Raw genomic sequence first — 25,122 nt, forward strand, 5'->3', positions numbered from 1 at the left:
TATACAACTGCTTGGGTGTTGTATAGTCAAGCCTCACGAGCAATTAGTATTGGTCAGCTTCACATATCACTATGCTTCCACATCCAACCTATCAACGTCCTAGTCTCGAACGGCTCTTTAGAGGAATAAATTCCTAGGGAAATCTTATCTTGAGGTAGGCTTCCCGCTTAGATGCTTTCAGCGGTTATCCCTTCCGAACATAGCTACCCGGCGATGCGACTGGCGTCACAACCGGTACACCAGAGGTTCGTCCACTCTGGTCCTCTCGTACTAGGAGCAGATCCTCTCAAATTTCCAGCGCCCACGGTAGATAGGGACCGAACTGTCTCACGACGTTCTAAACCCAGCTCGCGTACCTCTTTAAATGGCGAACAGCCATACCCTTGGGACCTGCTTCAGCCCCAGGATGAGATGAGCCGACATCGAGGTGCCAAACACCGCCGTCGATATGAACTCTTGGGCGGTATCAGCCTGTTATCCCCAGAGTACCTTTTATCCGTTGAGCGATGGCCCTTCCATACAGAACCACCGGATCACTAAGACCTACTTTCGTACCTGCTCGACTTGTGGGTCTCGCAGTTAAGCGCGCTTTTGCCTTTATACTCTACGCGTGATTTCCGACCACGCTGAGCGCACCTTCGTACTCCTCCGTTACTCTTTAGGAGGAGACCGCCCCAGTCAAACTACCCACCAGACACGGTCCTCGTCCCGGATAACGGGACAGAGTTAGAACCTCAACATTACCAGGGTGGTATTTCAAGGACGGCTCCATTGGAACTAGCGTTCCAACTTCAAAGCCTCCCACCTATCCTACACAAGTAAGGTCAAAGTTCAGTGTCAAGCTGCAGTAAAGGTTCACGGGGTCTTTCCGTCTAGCCGCGGGTACACTGCATCTTCACAGCGATTTCGATTTCACTGAGCCTCTGCTGGAGACAGCGCCGCCATCATTATGCCATTCGTGCAGGTCGGAACTTACCCGACAAGGAATTTCGCTACCTTAGGACCGTTATAGTTACGGCCGCCGTTTACTGGGGCTTCGATCAAGAGCTTCGCTTACGCTAACCCCATCAATTAACCTTCCAGCACCGGGCAGGCATCACACCCTATACGTCCACTTTCGTGTTTGCAGAGTGCTATGTTTTTAATAAACAGTTGCAGCGGCCTGGTTTCTGCGGCTGTCATCAGCTCAGGAAGCAAGTTCCATCACCAACAACAGCGTACCTTCTCCCGAAGTTACGGTACCATTTTGCCTAGTTCCTTCAGCAGAGTTCTCTCAAGCGCCTTGGTCTACTCGACCTGACCACCTGTGTCGGTTTCGGGTACGATTCCTGTGTAACTGAAGCTTAGAGACTTTTCCTGGAAGCATGGTATCAGCCACTTCGCTGTACAAGTACAGCTTGCTATCGGATCTCAGTATAGAGTACCCCGGATTTGCCTAAGATACATACCTACATCCTTCCACCTGGACAACCAACGCCAGGCTGACTTAACCTTCTCCGTCCTCTCATCGCATTACACAGAAGTATTGGAATATTAACCAATTTCCCATCGACTACGCCTTTCGGCCTCGCCTTAGGGGTCGACTCACCCAGCCCCGATTAACGTTGGACTGGAACCCTTGGTCTTTCGGCGAACGGGTTTTTCACCCGTTTTGTCGTTACTCACGTCAGCATTCGCACTTCTGATACCTCCAGCATACTTCTCAATACACCTTCATCGGCTTACAGAACGCTCCCCTACCACTTGACTAATGTCAAATCCGCAGCTTCGGCACATAGTTTTAGCCCCGTTACATCTTCCGCGCAGGCCGACTCGACTAGTGAGCTATTACGCTTTCTTTAAAGGGTGGCTGCTTCTAAGCCAACCTCCTAGCTGTCTATGCCTTCCCACATCGTTTCCCACTTAACTATGATTTTGGGGCCTTAGCTGGCGGTCTGGATTGTTTTCCTCTTGACTACGGACGTTAGCACCCGCAGTCTGTCTCCCGGATAGTACTCATAGGTATTCGGAGTTTGCATCGGTTTGGTAAGTCGGGATGACCCCCTAGCCGAAACAGTGCTCTACCCCCTATGGTATTCGTCCGAGGCGCTACCTAAATAGCTTTCGGGGAGAACCAGCTATCACCAGGCTTGATTAGCCTTTCACCCCTATCCACAAGTCATCCCCTGGCTTTTCAACGACAGTGGGTTCGGTCCTCCAGTTAGTGTTACCCAACCTTCAACCTGCTCATGGATAGATCGCCTGGTTTCGGGTCTATACCCAGCAACTAAACGCCCTATTAAGACTCGATTTCTCTACGGCTCCCCTATACGGTTAACCTCGCTACTGAATATAAGTCGCTGACCCATTATACAAAAGGTACGCAGTCACACCACGAAGGTGCTCCCACTGCTTGTATGCATGCGGTTTCAGGATCTATTTCACTCCCCTCACAGGGGTTCTTTTCGCCTTTCCCTCACGGTACTGGTTCACTATCGGTCAGTCAGGAGTATTTAGCCTTGGAGGATGGTCCCCCCATATTCAGACAAGGTTTCACGTGCCTCGCCCTACTCGTCATCATTATGTGTGCCCTTTCGTGTACGGGAATATCACCCTCTACGTTCGCACTTCCCAGAGCGTTCCACTAAAACACACATAACTTAATGGGCTGATCCCCGTTCGCTCGCCGCTACTGAGGGAATCTCAATTGATTTCTTTTCCTAAGGGTACTGAGATGTTTCACTTCCCCTCGTTCGCCTTGCAACACTATGTATTCATGTTGCAATACCTACCTTAAAGTAGGTGGGTTCCCCCATTCAGACATCTCCGGATCAAAGGATATTTGCCGCCTCCCCGGAGCTTTTCGCAGGCTATCACGTCTTTCATCGCCTCTGACTGCCAAGGCATCCACCACATGCACTTAATTACTTGACTATACAACCCCAAACAGTCGACGTTACCTACAAGTTAGTAACTTCAACATTTCAGTTTAGAGCACTGTGTATTTAAACACTGTACAGCTTCAATCTAAATTCATATACCAAAACGCTTGATTCAGTTAATTTGCTAGTTCTCAATTAACTCCAAGATCAGAATTACTTCATCTCTCTTTGTTATTGAGTGAACAATTTATTTCAGACTCAATTTTGCCAATCTGTTAATGAATAAACATGCCTTCGTCAGGTCATGCTTAATACCGTGATACTTAAATCACAGAAGTTAATAAACCAAGACCGAAATCTCTATTTACTAATTTCTGTAATCCGAACTTATCTTAAGTTCTGGTGGAGACTAGGAGAGTCGAACTCCTGACCTCCTGCGTGCAAAGCAGGCGCTCTACCAACTAAGCTAAGTCCCCAGCTTACATCATCAGTCATGTATCTTTTATCTATAACTTCAACCAGTCAAAGTCATGGTGGGTCTGACAAGACTTGAACTTGTGACCCCACGCTTATCAAGCGTGTGCTCTAACCAACTGAGCTACAGACCCTCAGATACATCTATGAAGAACAACTTGTTGTGGATTCTTACCAATCGTCAATCTTTCGTTAAGGAGGTGATCCAGCCGCAGGTTCCCCTACGGCTACCTTGTTACGACTTCACCCCAGTCATCGGCCACACCGTGGTAACCGCCCTCTTTGCAGTTAGGCTAGCTACTTCTGGTGCAACAAACTCCCATGGTGTGACGGGCGGTGTGTACAAGGCCCGGGAACGTATTCACCGCGGCATTCTGATCCGCGATTACTAGCGATTCCGACTTCATGGAGTCGAGTTGCAGACTCCAATCCGGACTACGATCGGCTTTTTGAGATTAGCATCACATCGCTGTGTAGCAACCCTTTGTACCGACCATTGTAGCACGTGTGTAGCCCTGGCCGTAAGGGCCATGATGACTTGACGTCGTCCCCGCCTTCCTCCAGTTTGTCACTGGCAGTATCCTTAAAGTTCCCGACATTACTCGCTGGCAAATAAGGAAAAGGGTTGCGCTCGTTGCGGGACTTAACCCAACATCTCACGACACGAGCTGACGACAGCCATGCAGCACCTGTATGTAAGTTCCCGAAGGCACCAATCCATCTCTGGAAAGTTCTTACTATGTCAAGGCCAGGTAAGGTTCTTCGCGTTGCATCGAATTAAACCACATGCTCCACCGCTTGTGCGGGCCCCCGTCAATTCATTTGAGTTTTAGTCTTGCGACCGTACTCCCCAGGCGGTCTACTTATCGCGTTAGCTGCGCCACTAAAGCCTCAAAGGCCCCAACGGCTAGTAGACATCGTTTACGGCATGGACTACCAGGGTATCTAATCCTGTTTGCTCCCCATGCTTTCGCACCTCAGCGTCAGTGTTAGGCCAGATGGCTGCCTTCGCCATCGGTATTCCTCCAGATCTCTACGCATTTCACCGCTACACCTGGAATTCTACCATCCTCTCCCACACTCTAGCTAACCAGTATCGAATGCAATTCCCAAGTTAAGCTCGGGGATTTCACATTTGACTTAATTAGCCGCCTACGCGCGCTTTACGCCCAGTAAATCCGATTAACGCTTGCACCCTCTGTATTACCGCGGCTGCTGGCACAGAGTTAGCCGGTGCTTATTCTGCGAGTAACGTCCACTATCTCTAGGTATTATCTAAAGTAGCCTCCTCCTCGCTTAAAGTGCTTTACAACCATAAGGCCTTCTTCACACACGCGGCATGGCTGGATCAGGCTTGCGCCCATTGTCCAATATTCCCCACTGCTGCCTCCCGTAGGAGTCTGGGCCGTGTCTCAGTCCCAGTGTGGCGGATCATCCTCTCAGACCCGCTACAGATCGTCGCCTTGGTAGGCCTTTACCCCACCAACTAGCTAATCCGACTTAGGCTCATCTATTAGCGCAAGGTCCGAAGATCCCCTGCTTTCTCCCGTAGGACGTATGCGGTATTAGCATCCCTTTCGAGATGTTGTCCCCCACTAATAGGCAGATTCCTAAGCATTACTCACCCGTCCGCCGCTAGGTCCAGTAGCAAGCTACCTTTCCCCGCTCGACTTGCATGTGTTAAGCCTGCCGCCAGCGTTCAATCTGAGCCATGATCAAACTCTTCAGTTAAAATCATTTTGCACCTTATTTATAGACAAGGTGCCAATTCTGGCTCATCAATTACTGACTTAAATTTCGCTCAAATAAACTTCGAGTAATTTAAACCAATCAATCAATGAAAATTATTTCGATTAATCAACCAGTAAAAATCCACACAAGTTGTTCTTCAATTCTCTTAATGATCTTCTTCCTGGTTCGTCACCAGCAAGCTAGGTCGGCTATATTACTCTTAATCTCTTAAAAGTCAACAGGTAATTTCGATATTTTTAAAACTTATCTTTCAAACCAACTTAACATTAAATTCACCACTTAAAGTAACCAATCTAATCTCAAGTAACTGTTTTTCAACAAGTTTCTATCTGCATCACCGCCGATGGATGTGCATTATAGACCATTAACTTACCTTTGCAATACCTTTTTAACATCCCATGCATCAACAGATCATTTTTTAGGCTTTTTAGTCATTTTTCTATATTATTTGACCAATTTTACATTGATAATAGCTTATCGCTTCTGTATTAAAATATATCTCTATCCAACTGCATATTGAACAGAGCCTGGCTAGCGGTTAAGGAATTATATGAATTATTCTAATTTACTATTATCGAGCTTATTAACTGTGGGTCTTTATACCTCAGCACACGCTCAGGAAAATCTTACTGAAGAATCTGCCGCTAGTCCGGAAGATGCTACTTCGACAGAGGCTCAGCAGGGCCGCCCCCGTTCACAAATTATTAAAGACTTGAAAGCACTAAAAGCTAAAGATTTAAAAATTAATGCAAACGCTGCTCAACCGGATACAGTAAAAGATCCATTACAGTCATTAAACCGTCCGATTTATTCTTTTAATGACATGTTGGATCGCAATATTCTTCGTCCAGTTGCAGTTCAATATAATGAGAAAACTCCAGAAGATGTGCGTGGCTCTTATCGTCAGTTCCGTAAAAATCTTGGAGAGCCATGGAATGCTGTTAACCAGTTAATTCAAGGACGCCCTGGGCGTGCAGCAAAAACACTCGGCCGATTTACTGTTAATACATTAACAACTTTAGGTTTAGCTGACCCTGCTAGTCGCTTAGGCCTTCCGCCTGAAGATGAAAGCTTTGGTGTAACTCTTGGTTATTATGGCGTTCCTTCTGGGCCATTTTTGATGTTGCCTTTCTTTGGACCGAGTACATTACGTGATGGGATTGGCTTAGCTGTAGATTCTCAGGCTCGTCCACAAAAGTACATCATGGATAACCAAGATGGTCTTTACTGGTCAACTAATGTCTTACAGGCCATTGATACACGTGCTCAATATCTAGATTTGGATCAAACCATACAAGGTGATCAATATGCGATGATTCGCGATTTGTATCTCCAACGTAAGGCTTTCCAGATTGCTGAGAAAAAAGGTAATTCAGCAGACGTATCTTTTATTGATGATGACGAATCTGAAGATGTACCAGATGATAGTCAAACTAAAACTAAAAAATAATTAAAGAAGAAATCAAGGTATTGTAGTCTTCATATAAAAAGGCAATACCTTGATTTTGATCATACATCCTCTATGATGGATAAAGTGATCTTGTAAAAGGACTACCATATCTTCTATGTATTTTATTAAACCGACCCGCTCTATTCCTTTCTTAGAGCAAGCTCTGGAAGCATTACCAGACTTACAAGTCATTCACATAGATGATCTCGATTTATATGATCCAACAATTATCGCAATTGCAGATGTACAAGATTTCCTGACTCATAAATGGCGTTTACCTACCATTGTGATTGCTTTTGAGCATGAAGGTAGTGCTTTAGCTCAAGCATGGGAAGCAGGTGCTCTTGCGGGATGGGTATGGAACCAGTTACCTCAAGATTTAAACAAGGCATTAACAAGGATTGATGCTCAATATAAACGCAATCAAGATAGTCGCGATTTACCTTCCGCCGCAGAATTGCAAAAACGTTTATTACCAAATCCTATTGATTTATTAAATTATGAAGTTGAAACTTTTTTTCAACCTTCCGCCTATCTATCAGGTGACTGGTATGATTATTGGAAATTAAATGATAAAGAGGTTTTATTCTATCTAGCCGATGTATCGGGACACGGTGTTACAAGCAGTTTATTAACTTCATGGATGGCTGCCTTTCATGGTCGTTCAAAAACACCGCGACAGTTGATTAAAAAATTAAATGGAATGTTAGTTCAAGAGAATATTGAAAAACATATTACGATTGTAGTTGGTATTTTAAATCTGGAAACACATAGCCTTCGTTGGTCTAGTGCAGGTCACTACCCTCCTCCAATTATTTTTGAACCTAATCAACCTCCAAAAATTTTAACAACTAGTAGCTTTCCTTTGGGTTTAACTGACGAACTAGAAGTTGAAGAACACGTTTGCACATTAAATCGTCATGCACGTTTCATAGTTTGTTCAGATGGAGCATTAGAACCATTTGATGGCGGATTGAATGATCAATTTCAACAATTGGTTCAACATTTGCAAAATCAATCATTCCAAGCCCCTGATCATGTTGCTGATGACATTGCCATCTTTAGTCTTTGTCGAATGAATTAATTTAAAAATCAAACAATTAAAAAATATACGACTTAAGGACTCTTGAGTCTGAGATGGCACTATGTGATAATTTTTCTATCCTTCTCTGAAAATGGCATTTATATGTCAACAGGTCATGTTGAATATGCAAGCTTAAATGGAACGCATATTTTCAAACTTATTGGTGAAGTGCGAGCCCATTCTTGTATAAGTCTAGACAAACTTTTAAACAGAATTGAACAGCAAGAGAATGTTGTTGGTGCAATCGTTGATTTAACCCAAACAACATTTATTGATAGTACTGTATTAGGTATCTTAGCTAAGCTAGGTTTAAAACTGAAACAGACTCATCATATTCAAGCTGTGATGCTATCTACCAATCCAGATATCACAACCTTAGCCAACAGCATGGGGCTAGGGCAGGTTTTTGTCATTCTGAATTATTGTGGCGATCCTAACGTTTGTACTTTAACGTTAACGGATGAACACATTACTCATAATGCGATGCTAAGAACTGTTCTGGATGCGCATAAGACATTGATGAAACTCAATGCAAATAATCAGAATATGTTTGAGCCACTTGTTAAGCAATTGCAGAAAGAACAAGATACGCTTGAACAAGTATCTGATAAGCAAAATGCCTAAATTTTATTGCTAATCGGGATTTGTATATGACTCTTGTTTCAGTTGTTCAAATGAATTCTCAAGATGACATTGAAAGCAACTTTCAAATAATTGAGTCATTGATTCAGCAAAGCAAGGCTCAAAATGCTAGCTTAATTGTTTTTCCCGAGAACTTTGTATGTTTCGCTGCTAGTAAACAGCGTGAAACAGCTGAGCAATTTGAATCGATCCAGCAAAGACTTGAGAAACTTGCGCATCAATATCAAATCTGGATTGTTGCAGGTACTCTGCCCTGCCCATTCCGTCCAGATGGATCTATCATTCAAGATGGCCGCGTGCGCACAGTAAGCTTATGTATCAGTCCTGAAGGTACAGAAGCACGATACGACAAAATACATTTATTTGATGTACAAGTTGGCGATGCTGTCGGTGGATATCAAGAATCCCGTTTCTTTGAGCCTGGAACAGACGTTGTAGTCACATCTACTCCTTTTGGCAATATCGGCCTAATGGTATGTTATGACTTGCGTTTTCCCGAATTAGCTTTAACCCTCAGACAACAAGGCGCTCATCTATTGACTGCTCCAGCAGCATTTACCTATACAACAGGGCAAATGCACTGGCAGCTGTTGTTGCAAGCACGTGCAATGGATAGCCAATGCTATGTTTTAGGAGCGGCACAACAAGGTTGGCATGGGGAAAAACGTCAAACTTGGGGACATGCAGGAGCAACTGATAGCCGTGGACAAATTTTAAGTATGATTGAACATGAAGGTAATGGTTTAATTACTGTACCTTTTGATTTAGCTGCTCAAGAACTTGTTCGCACTTCAATGCCTTTAATGACTCATCGTAAATTAATTCACTATTAAAAGCTTAATTATTCATGTGGAAATACTTATTTAGCATTTTTTGCTTAGGGGCAAATATTCACTGTTACGCAGCGGATTTCGGTGCAACAAATCATTTTGTTTCTCCAAATTTACAGCTTAAACAAAATACTTTTCCACCTACTCCAAAAAATATTCCTCTTCCTGCTTTTGGGCAACGAATTATTGGCTGGGGAACTGGTGCTGAAGGTGCAAGACAACGTTTAGAAAACATTCAACCAGCTGATGTTTCTATGATAAAAAAACAAGGCACAACCTTGGAAATGATTACTGCTTGGCAGGATTTTTACGAACAAGAGCAACAACGCGATGAGAACAATCCAACTGCAAGATACCGTGCTCGTTTAATGAAAAAAATTGCTGACCTCTGGTAATTGTTTCAAATTCATATTTTAAAGTTATAGAGTAATCCTTTGATTACTCTTTTTTTTGCGTTATCTGATTTTTATCAATAACTCAGAATTATGAGCATTTAAGAAATTAAACATAAAGCGATATACTAGAAAAGCACCCATTAGTTTTCTGAGGAATATATGGACCAAGACTGTCAAAACTTAAAGCTTGAGAATCAATTATGTTTCCTCATTTATTCAACAAATTTAGCTCTTAATCAACTTTATCGTAAACTTTTAACTCCATTAGGTATTACCTATCCTCAATATTTGGTGATGTTGGTTTTATGGGAAAAAGATGAGATTACTGTTTCAGAAATTGGCAGCAAGTTATTTTTAGAGTCCTCCACCTTAACACCAATTTTAAAAAAGCTAGAAGCACTGCAATTTGTTAATCGTACTCGTTCAAAAGAAGATGAACGACAAGTAATTATTACGTTAAGCGAAAATGGGAAAAAACTTAAAGAACGGGCAGTGAATATTCCAGCTCATATATTGGAAGCAAGTTCTTGTGATATGACCACGTTACTCGGCCTAAAAGATCAACTGACACAGCTTCGTACAAATATAGCTAAATAATCACCACTTTTTTTACAAAATTAACTTGTCAAAATATTTAAGTCGTGTACGATATATTTGCATTCAATTTAATTTAGGAATAAAAAGATGTCTTTAGAAAAAGTTGTGTATCGTGCAAAAGCTAAAGCAACTGGTGGCCGTGATGGTCGTGCAACTTCATCAGACGGTGTATTAGACGTACAACTTGGTGTACCTAAAGAAATGGGTGGCGCTGGTGGTGCTGTAACCAACCCAGAACAATTATTTGCGGCGGGTTATTCAGCATGCTTTTTAGGGGCTTTAAAATTTGTTGCTAACCGCGATAAATTCAACATTAGTAAAGATGCTTATGTTGAAGGTGAAGTTGGCATTGGTCCAATTCCTACAGGTTTTAGTATTGAAGTTACTTTAAATGTTTATTTAATTGGTATGGACCGCGAAGAAGCTGAAAAATTAGTTGCAGCAGCTCATATTGTTTGTCCATATTCAAATGCGACTCGTAACAATATTGATGTAACTTTTAATATTGTGACTGAATAATTATTCATATTGAAACATGCCCGAATATTATCGGGCATTTTTTATATCTTTCGTATTATGCTTCACTTGCTTCATTAGTTACACGAAGTACTTCTTCAAGTGTAGTTTTGCCTGAGAGCACTTTACGCAATCCATCATCTCGAATAGAACCAGAATACTGACGGGCATGATTTTCTAATTCAAACTCTGCTGCATTACCATGAATGAGTCGGCGCATAGGTTCATCAATAGGTACAATTTCATAAATCGCTGTACGGCCATTAAATCCTAAGTGGGAACATTGCTCACACCCTTGAGCTTCCGGTAACTTTAAAGTTGGCTCATGCGAAATATGCTGAAAAACCTGCTTTTCAAAAGTATCGGCTTCACGCCATGTCATACAATGTGGACATAAGGTACGAACCAAACGCTGAGCAACGACCCCAATTAAAGAACTTGAAAGTAAGAACGGTTCAATTCCCATATCTTTAAGACGAGTAACCGCACCAATAGCAGTATTGGTATGTAGTGTCGATAAAACCAAATGACCTGTTAATGATGCTTGTACTGCAATTTCAGCAGTTTCTAAATCACGAATCTCACCAACCATTACAACATCTGGATCTTGACGTAACATTGCCTTTAAAGCACGAGCGAATGTCATATCCACTTTGGTATTAACTTGTGTTTGCCCTATGCCTTCAAGTTGATATTCGATTGGGTCTTCGGCAGTTAAGATGTTGCGTGTATTATCATTTAAATCAGATAAAGCTGCATATAAGGTAGTGGTTTTTCCCGAACCCGTAGGACCTGTAACTAAAATAATTCCGTGTGGACGATGTACCAATTGAGTTAAACGCTCATAGTCATTTGCCATTAAACCCAAGTGAGTCATATTAAGGCGACCCGCTTGTTTATCAAGCAAACGCATAACAACTCGCTCGCCATGAGACGAAGGCAAAGTAGATACACGCACATCGACTTCACGTCCAGCAAGACGTAAAGAAATACGCCCATCTTGCGGCACACGCTTTTCGGCAATATCTAGTTTCGCCATAACTTTAATACGTGAAACAAGTAACGGTGCCAACTCACGGCGCGGCTGTACAATTTCACGTAATTGACCATCTACCCGCAAACGAACCGATAGCTTTTTTTCAAAAGCTTCAATATGGATATCAGAAGCACCTACACGGATTGCCTCAGAAAGAAGTGCATTAATTAGACGGACAATAGGTGCATCATCTTCTTGGTCCATTAAGTCTTCTGTTTCAGGAACCTGATCGGCCAAACTCAATAAATCTGGATGATCTTCTAGACCTGCTGCAACTTGTTGCGACTCCCCTGTGTCACCAGCGTAACTCGTACTTAATAAACTATTAAACTCTTGTTCAGTACATAGCTGATAATGTGCAGGCTTCCCCAAAATTCGTCTTGCTTCCTGCAATGCAATTTTTTCTGTATTTTGACGTCTAACAATAAAAACTTGATCACCGTCATAACGAAATAAAACACCATGACGCTTGGCAAAACTATATGGAACTTGTATTTGTTTCAATATTTGCATCACAATTTATAATGATGAGTAAGATGATTTTGAGTGTACTCTAAGCAGATTACAGCGTGAAGTCTGTTTAACAACTCGGTAGAGGAATTTTACGTCTTGTTTGAAAATAATGAATATCAGCCTCGCCCCCAGAATTCTTTAAAATGGTGGGGTGAACAGCACTTTGAAATTAACCAGTCCAAAGCATGGCAATTCGGTTCAATGCTCTTCCGTTTAACGCGGGGCATAAAAGAATGGCGTATCGAATATTATCGTCCCACTCTCCAAGATGATAATGAACAAGATTGGCACATTATCTCGGATGCAAATTTTGGTTTCCCCCATACTGTTCAAGTCGAACGTTACATGTTTAGAAAAACTAATCCAAAGTTTCTACTCATGCCTCGTTTAGCAGACCGATCTGTTGTGATTAAACCTGTTGATCCAATTTATATTCCAGCAGGTCAACGTGGGACACTTTATATTAGTACTCCTTTATGGATTGCAGGTTTAGTTGAAAGTCAGCATGAACCTTTATTTGAGATTCCTGTAATTCAGCCTAAAGATACATGGTTTGGACCCAATGCACAGCAAGGTGAAATTTGCTATGCCACCTCTGTTGATGGACGTACCGATTTAAATCTATTAACACCACGTGCTTTTAGAGCAGTTACGCCGATTGATTTTCACAATACCAGTAATCATCAATTACGCTTTGATCGTATGAATGTTCCGGTTACCGCCCTACCGCTATTTTATAGTGAAAGTACGGGACGCTTATGGACCTCACAGATTAAAGTTTATTATGAAGGGTCTGACCGCCCTGCCCGCATTCGTATTGAAAACCGTACACCGCCTCTTGCAGGTGAAGTGACTTACGTACATCCCCCACGTTCACCTGGCGGTGCACTATTTAATATGTTTGATTCATTTTTCTAAGGGGGTTCTATGGCTGATTCAAATATTCCTAGAGATATCGCTGATAGCCTCAAAAGTATATTCACCAATATTAACACCGAACGTATCAGTGAAATTTTAGTCGGTGTTGTGCTTTGTTTTATTGGTTTTGTCCTTGCCCGTATTATTTCAAATACATTTATTAGAACCGTTGGCTCACGTTTTAATGCTCATCAGCGTCTGGTATGGCGCCGCGGTATTTTCTATTTTATTTTCTTACTCTTCATTATGACGAGTTTAAAAGAAGCCGGGTTCAAACTTAGTGTATTTCTAGGGGCAGCGGGGATCTTAACAGTAGCACTCGGTTTCGCATCACAAACATCTGCCAGTAACTTGATTAGTGGTTTATTTTTGATTGGTGAAGGTTCATTTGAGGTCGGTGATACGATTCAAATTACACTTATTCGCGGGAATACGATCGAAGGCGAAGTTATCTCAATTGATTTGCTTTCGGTAAAGTTACTTACACTCGACAACGTCTATATTCGTTTACCGAATGAACAACTTATTCGTGCCCCTGTACACAACTTATCTAAATACCCGATACGCCGTATTCCAATTACACTCGCCATTAATTTTCATGAAGACATTATTAAAGTCCGTGAGGTTCTACTTAACGTCGCAGCAAATTACCCACTCGTGTTAGATGACCCAAAACCTGCGGTTACAGTGACTGCATTTAGGGAATCATCGATTGAGCTTTTATTTGCAATGTGGTGCCGTCAAGAAAATTCTTTAAAAGTTCGAGATGAAATGCAAGAACGTATCCGAAATGGCTTTTTAGATAACCAAATTGAGATTCCTGTTCCTAAAATGGGATTAATTGATCGACCATCTACTATTTTTGCTGAAGACGATATCGATCAATACAGTAATCAAAAAGAGTTAAAAAGAGAGCCTAAAGCTTAGGCTCTTGATTCTTCTTTACAGAGGATGATGGTGGTAATGGTGCAAGATAAGCAATAATCAGCATTACCCCACCTGCTCCAATAAATGAAATAACTCGAGTTAACGTTGCACTTTGCGATAGATCAAGCAAAATCAGCTTTAATACAACAATCCCTAAAAGTGCAGCGCCTACAAACCAGAGTTGACGAATCATTTTTCGACTAGAGAATGTCGTCAATACAAATGCCAAAATAACCCAAAGTAAGGTCAAACTTAGCTGTACTACACCATTTGTCCAAATTGAAGTACTCCATAGCGGTGTTGCCCAGTAATGGTGCAAGCTTCTGACGACTACACTACTAAATACCAGTAAGCCCACTAAAATTGTTGTAATTTTAAAAGTCCACTCCAGTGACTTATCTTGATCAAAATCATGTTGATAAATAATAAAAAGTAAACCTGCAAATACCGCAATTGAAAGAAAGTCCGTTAAGTTAATTAAAGGAATAAAATAAAGGTACTCGGCAGAATGACCATCAAGACTCACCACAAGCAACCACAGTAAGCTTAAACACCACACCGGAATTTGATGCAATAGTGTCGTTTTATGAGTTTTATAAGCCCAAAGCGAATAAGCCACAGGAACAAAAGCCAAAGCGACTATTGGCATTTTTGGGAAAATAGCCACGCCAACTATCGCTAACGCTAACCAGCTTAAACCAGCCCAGACTTTTAAGTATCCAGACTCACCCGTCTGCGGTTGAGCCATAATAAATAAACCGCTCAGAATAATTGTAGCGACTAGGAAAGTAGTTTGCTGTAATGAGTCTCCCCATTTAAACAACGTAAATACTTGACTAACAGAGACCTCCCCCAAAATTAACAACAGTAACAGGCTAATTAAAATTAACTGCAAACTTTGCCATTGCACACGAAGTTTATAGTGAACAATAGCACTAAATATTGCGATTAGGGCTACAGCGAAGATCAAATACGGACTTAAACCATGATGATGCCATGCCATTATTTCTATACCAGCTACGGCGCCCGCATACATACCTAAGCATAAGAAAATACCGCTAAACATACTTGCGCTAAAATAGCGTTGCTCTTTACTGTTGTATTGCAATAAATAAAAAGCAGAAATGAATTGAGCAATTGCATAAATGCTAGTGCTTAGCGTTGGAAACTCTTCATTTGCCCAAACCTGATAAAACAGTGCAAGTGAACTGAGTAAAACTAAAACTACGCCAATATATCGGCTTAAACGATAGCGCTCAGTTACTCCCCAAACGATTAAAGCCGTACCTTGTGCGACCCAGCCAATAGCAGTCCAGTGCGCTCCCTTTGCAAGTGGAAAAATTAAGGCAAAAAAAGCAACCGCGAGTATAAAAAAACTTTTTGCAAGAACTGAAAGTTGTGGATGGGATTTTTTAATCCAATAAGTTAATACCGCATAGGTACACGCTAATACAGCAGCACCAATGGTCAAAGCTTGGGTCGACTCATGAACTAAATAGGCATGAAGCGTAAAGCCTAATACAGGAACACTAAAAATAAGGCCAACATCTAAGAGTGGAGATACACGAATCCCTTCTTGTTTTTCATGTGCTGAAACCCGAGATATATTTTGGCTATAACGAACACTTAACCAAATAAACAAGGCAATATGACACCATAAAATCCAGTCTAATGTGCCAAATTTTGCTGGCTCGGCATAAAATGCGATTGCACTACCACCAATAAACATTGTGGCAAAGAAAGCAATTTGATTTAAAACTTTCCATGGCTGAATAAAGTTAACGGCAGCGACCGCAAGATTAATGACAAAATAGTAACTAAATAGAAAAATCACATCAGGACGATATTGCGGAATCACTAAAGGAGCCGCATAAGCCATACCGAGTGCCAGTATTGCTAAATAAATGGCTTGTTGTTTTAAGCTCAGGAATACCGTAATTGATAATAAAATAGCAAATAAAATACTCGCTGTAGTTAGACTTGCGATTACACCGAAATGATGCGAGAACACAAGCGTTAGAAAGACAATCGCTAACCCGACACCTTGCAACGCCACAGCAAATAACTGATTTTTCTTTTGCAAGGTATATCCAAATGCTGTTAATACACCTCCTGCAATGGCAATAAAACCAAGTTTCACACCTAAGCTCAACTGCCAATGCTCACTGGCAAAACGCAGTAAGAGCACCACCCCAACCATAAGCACAGCAACAGCAACTCTTAAAATTGGATTACCATGAATCATCCAATCGACTGCTGGTTGCCACCATGCGGTGGTCTGTGTACGAGCTATTTGTTCTTCTTGATCTAAAGCTGTTGTTTCAGGTAAAGCTGACTCGGCAATATTGTTTGGATCAGCTTGCTCTGATACAGGCATTATCACTTCTGTATGTATAGATTCATTTACACTTACTGTTTGCTTGGCTGACTCGAGGAACAATAGACGAGTATGAAATGTACTAATAGTTTGAATCAAACATAACAATAAAACCAGTAATGTCCCACCAGCAATCCACGTCCAATGATTGATATAAGCAACTAATGCAACTAAAGCAGCCGCATAAATGACTGTGCGTTGTATGTGAATAGAATAAAGTGGGGTTCTCTGCCGAGAAAACTGTTGTTCTAAATGAGTTAAACGTTGATGTAGATTTGATAACGACTGAACTAGTATGGCAGTAAGAGCAATAGATAAAGCAACAACGGCACTCTGAAATTTAAAACCAATTGAAATGGCTAAAAACAAAGTCAAAGCGATCAAAACAACGATCATTCCCTGTTTGTCTTTTTTATACATGGGCTTAGCAATATGACACCTTCATTACATATCATCTTACTTCAAGCCAATACAAGCGTATATTTATACATACAAAATACTGCAAAAATCATAAACCTGCATTCATAGCCGTTTTCACGTAAAATACACCTAATTCAAATTAAGGAATTGTTCAATGCCACCATTTGTCTTGGTTGATGGGTCCTATTTTTTATTTCGTGCATATCATGCATTACCACCATTGACGACCTCTACAGGGTTACATACCAATGCAATACGTGGGGCAATTTCTGCCATTCAAAAATTAATGCGCCGTATGCAACCAACACATATGGCCGTCATTTTTGATACGCCTGAGCCAACTTTCCGTCATAAGCTTTCACCTATTTATAAAGGTGACCGCCCAACCATGCCGGAAGAGTTATCTCAACAGATTCCATATTTACACGCTCTAATTAAAGCGCAAGGAATTCCTTTATATAGCCTTCCGGGTGCTGAAGCTGATGACATTATCGGGACACTGGCTAAACGCGCCGTAAAAGAAGGTCATCATGTCCTTATCTCAACCGGAGATAAAGATATGGCCCAGCTGGTTAATGACTATGTAAAACTTGAAGATAGCTTTAAAGATCGCGTAATGGATACCGATGGCGTATTTGAAAAGTTTGGCGTTTGGCCGAATCAGATTATCGATTACTTGACTCTAATGGGCGATGCGTCTGACGGTATTATGGGCGTGCCTGGCGTGGGAGCAAAAACAGCAGCCAAGTTACTGACCGAATATGGCACTTTAGATAATATCATTGCTAATGTAGACCAGCTTAAAGGCAAACTGAGCCAAAATATTAAAGACAATTTAGATAACATTAAGCTTGATCATCAGTTGGCAAGTATTGTTTGCGACCTTCCTTTAGAACTCGACTGGCATGAGTTAAAGCTTACTGATCCAAACGTAGAGGCTTTGCGTAATCTATACACTGAGCTCGAGTTTAGAAACCAATTACAGTCGCTTGATCATCCAAACAATCCAAATAGCTCAAGCTACAAACAGCAAGCTTCACAGACCGTGGTTCAAAATGAAGTTAAACCTGCTGAAACAATAGAAACAGAAGATCAAGCTAGCTTAACTAGTCAAGATGATCAGCTTGGGACTGCAAATTATCATACTGTTTTAACTCAAGAAGCTTGGGATCAACTCTGGCAACGCATGCAAAATGCCGATCATTTTGCTATTGATACAGAGACCACAAGTCTTGATTACCGTATTGCCGAAATGGTTGGTTTTTCAATCGCCTTTGATGCAAAAGATGCCTATTATGTGCCTTTAGCACATAACTATGAAAATGCGCCACAGCAGCTGGATCGTGAACAAATTCTGGCTCAAATTAAGCCAGTATTAGAAAATGAAGCGGTTAAAAAAATCGGTCATCACCTTAAATATGATGCGCACATTTTTGCTAATCACGGTATAGAACTTAAAGGCTGGTATTTCGATAGCATGCTGGCATCTTATGTATTAAATGCAGCAGCAACTCGTCACGGTATGGATGATGTTGCTCGTGTCTATTTAAGTCACTTAACTACAACTTTTGAACAAATTGCTGGTAAAGGTGCTAAACAGAAGACTTTTAATCAAATTGAGATTGAAGTTGCAGCTCATTATGCAGCCGAAGATGCACATGTGACTTATCGTTTATATGAAGTCCTTTCAAATAAACTTAAAGCACATCCTGAGCTAGAAAATATTTTATATAATATCGAAATGCCGGTTGCCCGAATTTTGTCAGGCATGGAAGAAGATGGTATTCGTTTAGATCATGCATTCTTAGATAAATTAAGTGTTGAATTTGCAAAAACCATGGAAGGCCTTGAAAATCAGGCTATGGAAATTGCAGATGAAACTTTTAACATTGCTTCACCTAAACAAGTAGGCGAAATCCTATTTGATAAATTAGGTATTAAAGGTGGTAAAAAAACTGCAACTGGACAATACAGTACCAGTGAAAGTGTTTTAGAAAAAATCGAACACCCATTAGCGGAAATTATTCTAGAACATCGTGGGTTAGCAAAGCTAAAAAGTACCTATACTGACCGTCTAGTTGAACAATCTCATAACGATACCCATCGCGTACATACAAGTTATCACCAAGCTCTCACAGCGACAGGTCGTCTATCTTCTTCGGATCCTAACTTACAAAATATTCCAATTCGTAGACAAATTGGCCGTCAAATTCGTAAAGCATTCATTGCACCAGAAGGACGAGTTTTACTAGCAGCCGATTACTCACAAATTGAACTTCGTTTAATGGCTCATTTTTCTCAAGATGATGCTTTAGTACATGCGTTCCAGCACGGACAAGACGTTCACCGCCGTACTGCTGCAGAAGTATTGGGTATTGCGATCGAAGATGTAACAAACGATCAGCGTCGCCAAGCCAAAGCTGTAAATTTTGGTTTACTTTACGGTATGTCCGAGTTTGGCTTAATTCGTCAGTTAGGCTTCACACGTCAAGAGTCGCAAAACTATATTAAGCAATACTTCCAACGCTATCCGGGTATTTATGAATACATGCAACGTACCCGCCAAGTAGCATCGGAGCAAGGCTTTGTTGAAACTATTTTAGGACGTCGTCTTTATACACCAGATATTGATGCTCGAAATGTGATGGTACGTAAGGCTGCTGAACGTGCTGCGATCAATGCGCCTTTACAAGGTAGTGCAGCTGATATTATTAAACTTGCAATGATTGCAGTTGATAAAATCTTGCCAAAAGATCAAGCAAAACTACTACTTCAGGTACACGATGAATTAGTGTTTGAAGCCGATCAAAACATTGCCGAAGAACTTTCTAAGCAAATCGCAAGTGTTATGGAATCCGTTGTCGAAATTTCTGTGCCTTTAGTAGTTGAAGTTGGGCAAGGGCAAAACTGGGATGATGCACACTAAGTCATCAATAAACCAATAAAAAAGGGCTGTGAAATACAGCCCTTTTTATCGTCTCAACTTAAAGTCCAGTTAAAAGAACTTTAGCAACTTCATTCATTAAGATCTCAGCAATATAGAGCGCTAAGAATGCCAAAATTGGCGACAAATCAATCATTCCCATATTAGGCAGTAAGCGACGGAACGGCGCTAATAATGGTTCTGCCAAATCTTGAATGACTTCAATATAAGGTGAACGAGATTGAGTGAACATCACCACCCAACTCAAAATGATTGTCGCAAAAATTAAATAACGACAGAAACGAATCAAATCTTGGATCATTGTCACAAATGTCAGAATCACTAAATGAATCGGACTATTTGGCATTGAACCTGAAAGATACATCACACCAAAAATTTTCAGTAAATATAAAATAATTAAAAGAACTAACGCGGCTAAATTGAATCGGCCTTTTGCGACTGTTGGAAAAATTCGGGCAAAAATATCAACAATCTTCGTCGCCTTTACTGTCGATAAAACCACAGGATTATAAGGACTTACTGCCGCCAATTGCATTAAGAACCGGAAAAAGACCAATAAAATCGCAACGTTAATTAAAATTCCAAAAATTAGCGCAGAATTTGCACCCATAGTTGTCTTATCCTATTAAAGCTATTTTGCACTGTCACTCAGTTCTTGAGCCAATTCTTGACTACGTTTCTGTGCAGCAGCTAATGCAGATTGAATATTTTGAGAGATTTGTGCACGATCAAAAACTTCAAGTGCAGCTTGTGTTGTACCATTCGGTGATGTCACATTTTTACGTAGTTCAGACGGAGTATTTGAACTCGTAATTGCCATTTGAGCCGCACCTAATGCTGTTTGAAGAGTTAAAGCAGTTGCAACTTTTTCATCTAGGCCTAGATTTTTACCTGCACGGATCATACTTTCCATGAGGTAGAAGAAGTAAGCCGGGCCTGAACCTGAAACTGCTGTTACCGCATCAATTTGAGCTTCGGAGTTTACCCAAATTGTTAAACCAGTTGCTGCTAAAATTTGACTCGTTAATTCACGGTCTGAAGCACCAACTACATCATTCGCATAAATACCATGTGCGCCAGTTTGAACTAATGCTGGCGTATTCGGCATAACACGAACAATTCGTTCGCTATCAATAAGATTTGATATTGTCTTAATTTCCGCACCAGCAATGATGGAAATAACCAGTTTATCCGATAATAAGCCTTTCAGCGGACGTAGAACATTCGCTAGAACTTGTGGCTTTACCGCAAGTACGACAACATCCGCATTTTTAATTGCAGCCACATTATCTTGGGTTACATGAACTTCTTTTTCTTGTAATAAATGACGGATTTGTTCAACTGGATCTGAAACGGTAATACGTGTTGGTGGCAAGCCTCTTGAAATCAGCCCGCCGATCAACGCTTGGGCCATATTACCACCACCAATAAAACAGATATTACTATTTACTGCACTTGTCATAACCATATTCGCCATTTACCAGATCACAAGAATGAGAAATTAAATCTGGTTGCCATCCTCCTTGCTCACAATACGGAGACTGAGCCAACCAAAATCCTTTCGGTGTAAAAACCCCAAGCATAACATTATCTATGACTAATATTTGAATTGTATGACGAAGCCAAGGCAAAATATGTGCTTCTTGAATCGCTTTTTTTAACGGCCATTGTCCAACACGACCATATAGATGAATCTTTTCCCCACCTTGGCGTCGAATTATTTTCAATTTTTTATTCAATAAAGAATGACTTAAACCAATTTTTTTACTCTCAATATGGAACAGTCCTGCTGCACCCTGCCATTCTTCTTGTAATTTAAATGAATGCTCCAGTTCGGCTTCAACCGGATTTAATTTTTCAGCAAGATAAATCTGTTTACTTAACCTATAAAGAATATTTTGATAACGGACGTAATAAAACTGGTTCCAATGTAAAGCGGCTTGTGCATCAGATTTAGAATCAATGACTTCTTTTTTTAAGCGCTCGACCATTTCAAATGCAGGCCGATATTGCCCATCACCCTTCATCCATGCAGAAAGTAACTGGCGCTGTCGTGCAAAAGATAACTCAGATAATTTCGTTAAATCTAAATAGTCAGCTGAACCCGAATATTGCCAATCATTTTTCAGAACTTCTTCTAAAATTTCGGAAGCATCCTGCATGAGATAACTGGTTCGGCTCAGCGCCTGCTGCATTTTTGGAAATCTTTTTGATAAAAATGGCCAAAGCTCTTCACGACACCACACACGGTCATAATGGGTATCATAATTCATTGGATCATCAATATACTTCACTTCAAGCTGAGCAGCCCAAGAAGCAATTTGCTCACGTGTTAAATCCAAAAAGGGACGCCAAATTGTCATATTTTCACGGTAATCAATGGCTTGCATTGCAGCAAGTCCATCTACACCTGTACCTGACAATAAACGTAAAATAGCTGTTTCGGCCTGATCTTGCTGATGATGAGCAAGCAATAGAATTTCATTTTGTTGTAAATGTTGCTGATAAGCTTGATAACGTGCTTGACGTGCTTGAGCTTCCAGATTCCCATCAGAAATCTGTACTTTTTGAATAATATAAGAAATATTTAAACTTGTTGCCTGACTGGCAACAAGTTTCCCCCATTCTGCACTTTGTTCTTGCAGTTGATGATCAATGTAAATTGCTCGGATCTTTTGAGGGAAAATTTGATTCATTAAATGTAGTAGTAGCATTGAATCCATGCCACCACTACATCCAATAAGAAAAGAACTATTTTCTGAAAACTCTTGAGCCTGCTTTAAGACGTGATGCCTAAATTTTCGCTGCCAAACTTCATTAAACGTTGATAACGTGCTTCGCATCGTTCATTTGCATCCATCGGTAGCAATTCATCCAAAGCTTGCTTTAAAACTACTTTTAGGTTTTGCATCACACGCTCAGGGTCTAAATGAGCTCCTTCGCCTTCATCTACTACATATTCAACAATACCTAGAGATTGTAGTTTATCTGCTGTTAAACCTAAAGCTTCACTCGCTTGAGCTGCTTTTTCAGCAGTCTTCCATAAAATAGATGCACAACCTTCTGGTGAAATCACAGAATAAATACTATGTGATAGCATAATCACACGGTCAGCAACCCCAATACCTAGAGCACCGCCAGAACCACCTTCACCGAGTACTGTTGCAACAACAGGAACTTTCAAACTTGAAAGTTGAGCAAGACTAGTGGCAATTGCTTCAGCTTGTCCACGTTCTTCAGCACCAACACCTGGATATGCACCCATCGTATCAATAAACGTGAAAACCGGAAGATTAAAACGCTCAGCCATATCTAGTAAACGCTGAGATTTACGGTAACCTTCTGGGTTCGCCATACCAAAGTTGTGCTTTAATTTTTCACGGGTACTACGACCACGGTGTTGTCCAATGACCATCACAGGTTGACCGTCAAAACGAGCAAGACCACCTACCATCGCACCATCGTCACCAAACAAACGATCACCATGCAAGGCATCAAACTCTGTAAAGATTTCACCGACATAATCTAGAAACTGCGGACGATCAGGATGACGTGCAATTTGAACCGTTGTCCACGCTTTGGACTGAGTAGCTTTTTTCATAGGTCGAATATTATCCCTTTAATCGATAAATTTTTCCGACTGAATATTCAATTCAATGTCCCAATGCTTAAACTGCTCTTGCTCATCATGCAAGTCGGCAACTAACAATGGCCATTGTTTGGCATCACCAGAAACACTAAGCTGCCATTGTTGATCATTTATGATGGTCAATTCAATGGCAGGAAGCATCTGATCACTGCGACTATGGTTGAGTAAAACTGCAAGGCGAAGTAATAAACTTAGGTAGAGTAATTTATTACCGCCCGCCTTTAAAACTTCATTTTTTACATCATTACGTAATTTACGACGATGATGAGCAACTAAATGTGAAAGATGGTTTTGATCAATTTGTGAGAAACCAGGAATATCAGAATGCTGTAATAAATAAGCACCATGACGATGATAACCACCATGACTAATTGCTAAACCAATTTCATGCAAATATGCTGCACGGCGCAGTAAGTCACTGTCTTCACTGGTTAAATTCAGAGATTCTGCTACCCCATCAAATAAGTGTTGAGCTGTATTCACAACTCGTTCTGCTTGTTTCGGATCAGCGTTATAACGTCCCATTAGGGCTTGCACACTACGATCTCGGATATCTTCATGCTTAAAACGACCTAAAAGGTCATACATGACTCCTTCACGTAATGCACCATCAGAATATGCCAAATGTTCAATTTCTAATACTTCAAAAACTGCGTACAAAATTGCCAATCCGGCTGGCAAAACTGCTCGTCGATCTTCTCTAAGTCCTTCAAAATCAATTTCAGAAATATTTTTGAACTTGAGCAACTTATCTTTAAGTTTATAGAGGCCTTCACGAGTAACATTTTCTTGCTCGTCACTTAACCCCATATTTACCATAATTTGACGGCAGGCTTTAATTGTACCGCTAGAACCAACAACAGTATCCCAACCTTCCATCTTATAAGTTGTTGCGATCGCTGAAAGTTCTTTGCGCGCAGCAACCACTGCCTTATCAAAAGCTTTTTGGGTAATTTCACCATCAGCAAAGTAGGCTTTAGTATATGCTACACAACCCATCTGTAATGATTCGGTATAAATCGGCTCGAATTCTTCGCCAATAATAAACTCAGTAGACCCACCACCGATGTCAACAACTAAGCGGCGTCCACCATTTGCCATCGTGTGAGATACACCAAGATAAATCAGTCGTGCTTCTTCACGGCCTGCAATAATTTCAATAGGTTTAGGTAAAATTTCAGCAGCTTTTTGAATAAACTCATGGCCATTTTTAGCCTGACGCAAAGCATTTGTTGCCACTATTCTTAAACGATTAGGTTGAACCGACCCCAAACGCCCGACAAAACGAGCCAAACATGCCAAGCCACGTTGCTGTGCAGCTTCTGTTAAGTTTTTATTTTCATCCAGACCAGCTGCAAGCTGTACTTTTTCTGACATTGAAGCCACTTTTTTAACTTCACCGTGATCTACCCGTGCAATGGCAAGGTGAAAACTGTTCGACCCCATATCTATGGCAGCAAGTAATTCTTCATCAATCAGAAAGTCAGACATTATTGAACTAAACCCATAACAATTCACGCCTAGAGTAATTCACAAGAATGCAATTGAAAAGCCATTTTCATCAACAATTAATAGCCATCGATAATTTTCGATTTGTTAAACGATTGTACAAGCCGATGGTGAATATCGTGAGCATCCATTAGACAAATTTAATTAAGCCTTGAATAATAGCATCAAACCCTTACATTGAACTAAGTAGCTATGTAATACTGATAGAGATTATATCCTCCTATAGTG

At 40.9% G+C, this 25,122-nt stretch carries 17 protein-coding genes, 2 tRNA genes and 2 rRNA genes; 10 read left to right on the top strand and 11 right to left on the bottom strand.

Features of this window, described 5'->3' with window-relative positions:
- Positions 1–22: 22 nt before the first annotated feature.
- From HMPREF0014_RS22095 to HMPREF0014_RS22110, 4 genes are all read right to left on the bottom strand, one after another.
- A 23S ribosomal RNA gene (locus HMPREF0014_RS22095) occupies positions 23–2,913 on the bottom strand.
- 348 nt (positions 2,914–3,261) lie between these two features.
- Positions 3,262–3,337 (bottom strand) — tRNA-Ala (locus HMPREF0014_RS22100).
- A gap of 55 nt (positions 3,338–3,392) precedes the next feature.
- A tRNA-Ile gene (locus HMPREF0014_RS22105) sits at positions 3,393–3,469 on the bottom strand.
- Between the two features lie 59 nt (positions 3,470–3,528).
- Positions 3,529–5,066: ribosomal RNA gene (locus HMPREF0014_RS22110) — 16S ribosomal RNA — on the bottom strand.
- The 16S and 23S rRNA genes sit together here with 2 tRNA genes alongside, the layout of an rRNA operon.
- Positions 5,067–5,637: 571 nt before the next feature.
- On the opposite strand from HMPREF0014_RS22110, the gene HMPREF0014_RS22115 reads away from it, so the two are divergent.
- From HMPREF0014_RS22115 to HMPREF0014_RS22145, 7 genes are all read left to right on the top strand, one after another.
- Entirely contained in the window at positions 5,638–6,537 is a 900-nt protein-coding gene (locus tag HMPREF0014_RS22115; protein ID WP_004883104.1) for a VacJ family lipoprotein, read from the top strand.
- Between the two features lie 115 nt (positions 6,538–6,652).
- Positions 6,653–7,621 carry an RsbU family protein phosphatase GigA gene (gigA, locus tag HMPREF0014_RS22120; protein ID WP_002054548.1) on the top strand — a complete coding sequence of 323 codons (969 nt, stop codon included), beginning with the start codon at positions 6,653–6,655 and terminating at the stop codon, positions 7,619–7,621.
- A gap of 102 nt (positions 7,622–7,723) precedes the next feature.
- Positions 7,724–8,245 carry an anti-anti-sigma factor GigB gene (gene gigB / locus HMPREF0014_RS22125; protein WP_000103065.1) on the top strand — a complete coding sequence of 174 codons (522 nt, stop codon included), beginning with the start codon at positions 7,724–7,726 and terminating at the stop codon, positions 8,243–8,245.
- A gap of 26 nt (positions 8,246–8,271) precedes the next feature.
- Complete coding sequence (locus HMPREF0014_RS22130) at positions 8,272–9,096, top strand: carbon-nitrogen hydrolase family protein (protein ID WP_006581347.1); 825 nt, start codon at positions 8,272–8,274, stop codon at positions 9,094–9,096.
- A gap of 14 nt (positions 9,097–9,110) precedes the next feature.
- A complete protein-coding gene (locus HMPREF0014_RS22135; protein ID WP_002054542.1) occupies positions 9,111–9,488 on the top strand; it encodes a DUF4951 domain-containing protein in 378 nt (125 codons plus the stop codon).
- Positions 9,489–9,647: 159 nt separating this feature from the next.
- Positions 9,648–10,085: a MarR family transcriptional regulator gene (locus HMPREF0014_RS22140; RefSeq protein ID WP_004710519.1), complete on the top strand. Its 438-nt coding sequence runs from the start codon at positions 9,648–9,650 to the stop codon at positions 10,083–10,085.
- A gap of 87 nt (positions 10,086–10,172) precedes the next feature.
- On the top strand, positions 10,173–10,604 hold the full coding sequence (locus tag HMPREF0014_RS22145; protein ID WP_000051124.1) for an organic hydroperoxide resistance protein: 432 nt from the start codon (positions 10,173–10,175) through the stop codon (positions 10,602–10,604).
- A 55-nt stretch (positions 10,605–10,659) separates the two neighbouring features.
- Here HMPREF0014_RS22145 and gspE read toward each other — a convergent pair whose 3' ends face one another.
- Entirely contained in the window at positions 10,660–12,150 is a 1,491-nt protein-coding gene (gspE, locus tag HMPREF0014_RS22150; RefSeq protein WP_016805398.1) for a type II secretion system ATPase GspE, read from the bottom strand.
- A 96-nt stretch (positions 12,151–12,246) separates the two neighbouring features.
- Between gspE and HMPREF0014_RS22155 the strand changes: the two genes are divergently transcribed.
- A complete protein-coding gene (locus HMPREF0014_RS22155; RefSeq protein WP_002054549.1) occupies positions 12,247–13,068 on the top strand; it encodes a hypothetical protein in 822 nt (273 codons plus the stop codon).
- 9 nt (positions 13,069–13,077) lie between these two features.
- Positions 13,078–13,995: a mechanosensitive ion channel family protein gene (locus tag HMPREF0014_RS22160; protein WP_004883114.1), complete on the top strand. Its 918-nt coding sequence runs from the start codon at positions 13,078–13,080 to the stop codon at positions 13,993–13,995.
- Here the strand turns inward: HMPREF0014_RS22160 and HMPREF0014_RS22165 are convergent.
- Positions 13,985–16,792, bottom strand: coding sequence for a DUF2339 domain-containing protein (locus HMPREF0014_RS22165; protein ID WP_006581349.1), 2,808 nt, complete (start codon positions 16,790–16,792; stop codon positions 13,985–13,987). The two genes, HMPREF0014_RS22160 and HMPREF0014_RS22165, sit on opposite strands and share 11 nt — an antisense overlap.
- A gap of 154 nt (positions 16,793–16,946) precedes the next feature.
- On the opposite strand from HMPREF0014_RS22165, the gene polA reads away from it, so the two are divergent.
- Positions 16,947–19,718: a DNA polymerase I gene (gene polA / locus HMPREF0014_RS22170; protein WP_006581350.1), complete on the top strand. Its 2,772-nt coding sequence runs from the start codon at positions 16,947–16,949 to the stop codon at positions 19,716–19,718.
- Between the two features lie 58 nt (positions 19,719–19,776).
- Here the strand turns inward: polA and HMPREF0014_RS22175 are convergent, their stop codons facing one another.
- The 5 genes from HMPREF0014_RS22175 to ppx are packed head-to-tail and all read right to left on the bottom strand — an operon-like array spanning position 19,777 to position 24,876.
- Positions 19,777–20,346 carry a YggT family protein gene (locus HMPREF0014_RS22175; protein WP_006581351.1) on the bottom strand — a complete coding sequence of 190 codons (570 nt, stop codon included), beginning with the start codon at positions 20,344–20,346 and terminating at the stop codon, positions 19,777–19,779.
- 21 nt (positions 20,347–20,367) lie between these two features.
- The gene (gene proC, locus HMPREF0014_RS22180; protein WP_081404856.1) at positions 20,368–21,204 is read right to left on the bottom strand and encodes a pyrroline-5-carboxylate reductase; all 837 of its coding nucleotides are present in this window, start codon (positions 21,202–21,204) and stop codon (positions 20,368–20,370) included.
- Positions 21,179–22,579 carry a tRNA lysidine(34) synthetase TilS gene (tilS, locus tag HMPREF0014_RS22185; protein WP_006581353.1) on the bottom strand — a complete coding sequence of 467 codons (1,401 nt, stop codon included), beginning with the start codon at positions 22,577–22,579 and terminating at the stop codon, positions 21,179–21,181. The genes proC and tilS overlap by 26 nt, the downstream gene beginning before the upstream one ends.
- On the bottom strand, positions 22,516–23,337 hold the full coding sequence (locus HMPREF0014_RS22190) for an acetyl-CoA carboxylase carboxyltransferase subunit alpha (protein WP_002054564.1): 822 nt from the start codon (positions 23,335–23,337) through the stop codon (positions 22,516–22,518). The genes tilS and HMPREF0014_RS22190 overlap by 64 nt, the downstream gene beginning before the upstream one ends.
- A gap of 18 nt (positions 23,338–23,355) precedes the next feature.
- On the bottom strand, positions 23,356–24,876 hold the full coding sequence (gene ppx, locus HMPREF0014_RS22195; protein ID WP_002054555.1) for an exopolyphosphatase: 1,521 nt from the start codon (positions 24,874–24,876) through the stop codon (positions 23,356–23,358).
- Between the last annotated feature and the right edge of the window lie 246 nt (positions 24,877–25,122).

The sequence above is a fragment of the Acinetobacter sp. RUH 2624 genome, from assembly GCF_000162375.2.
Lineage (GTDB): Bacteria > Pseudomonadota > Gammaproteobacteria > Pseudomonadales > Moraxellaceae > Acinetobacter > Acinetobacter nosocomialis.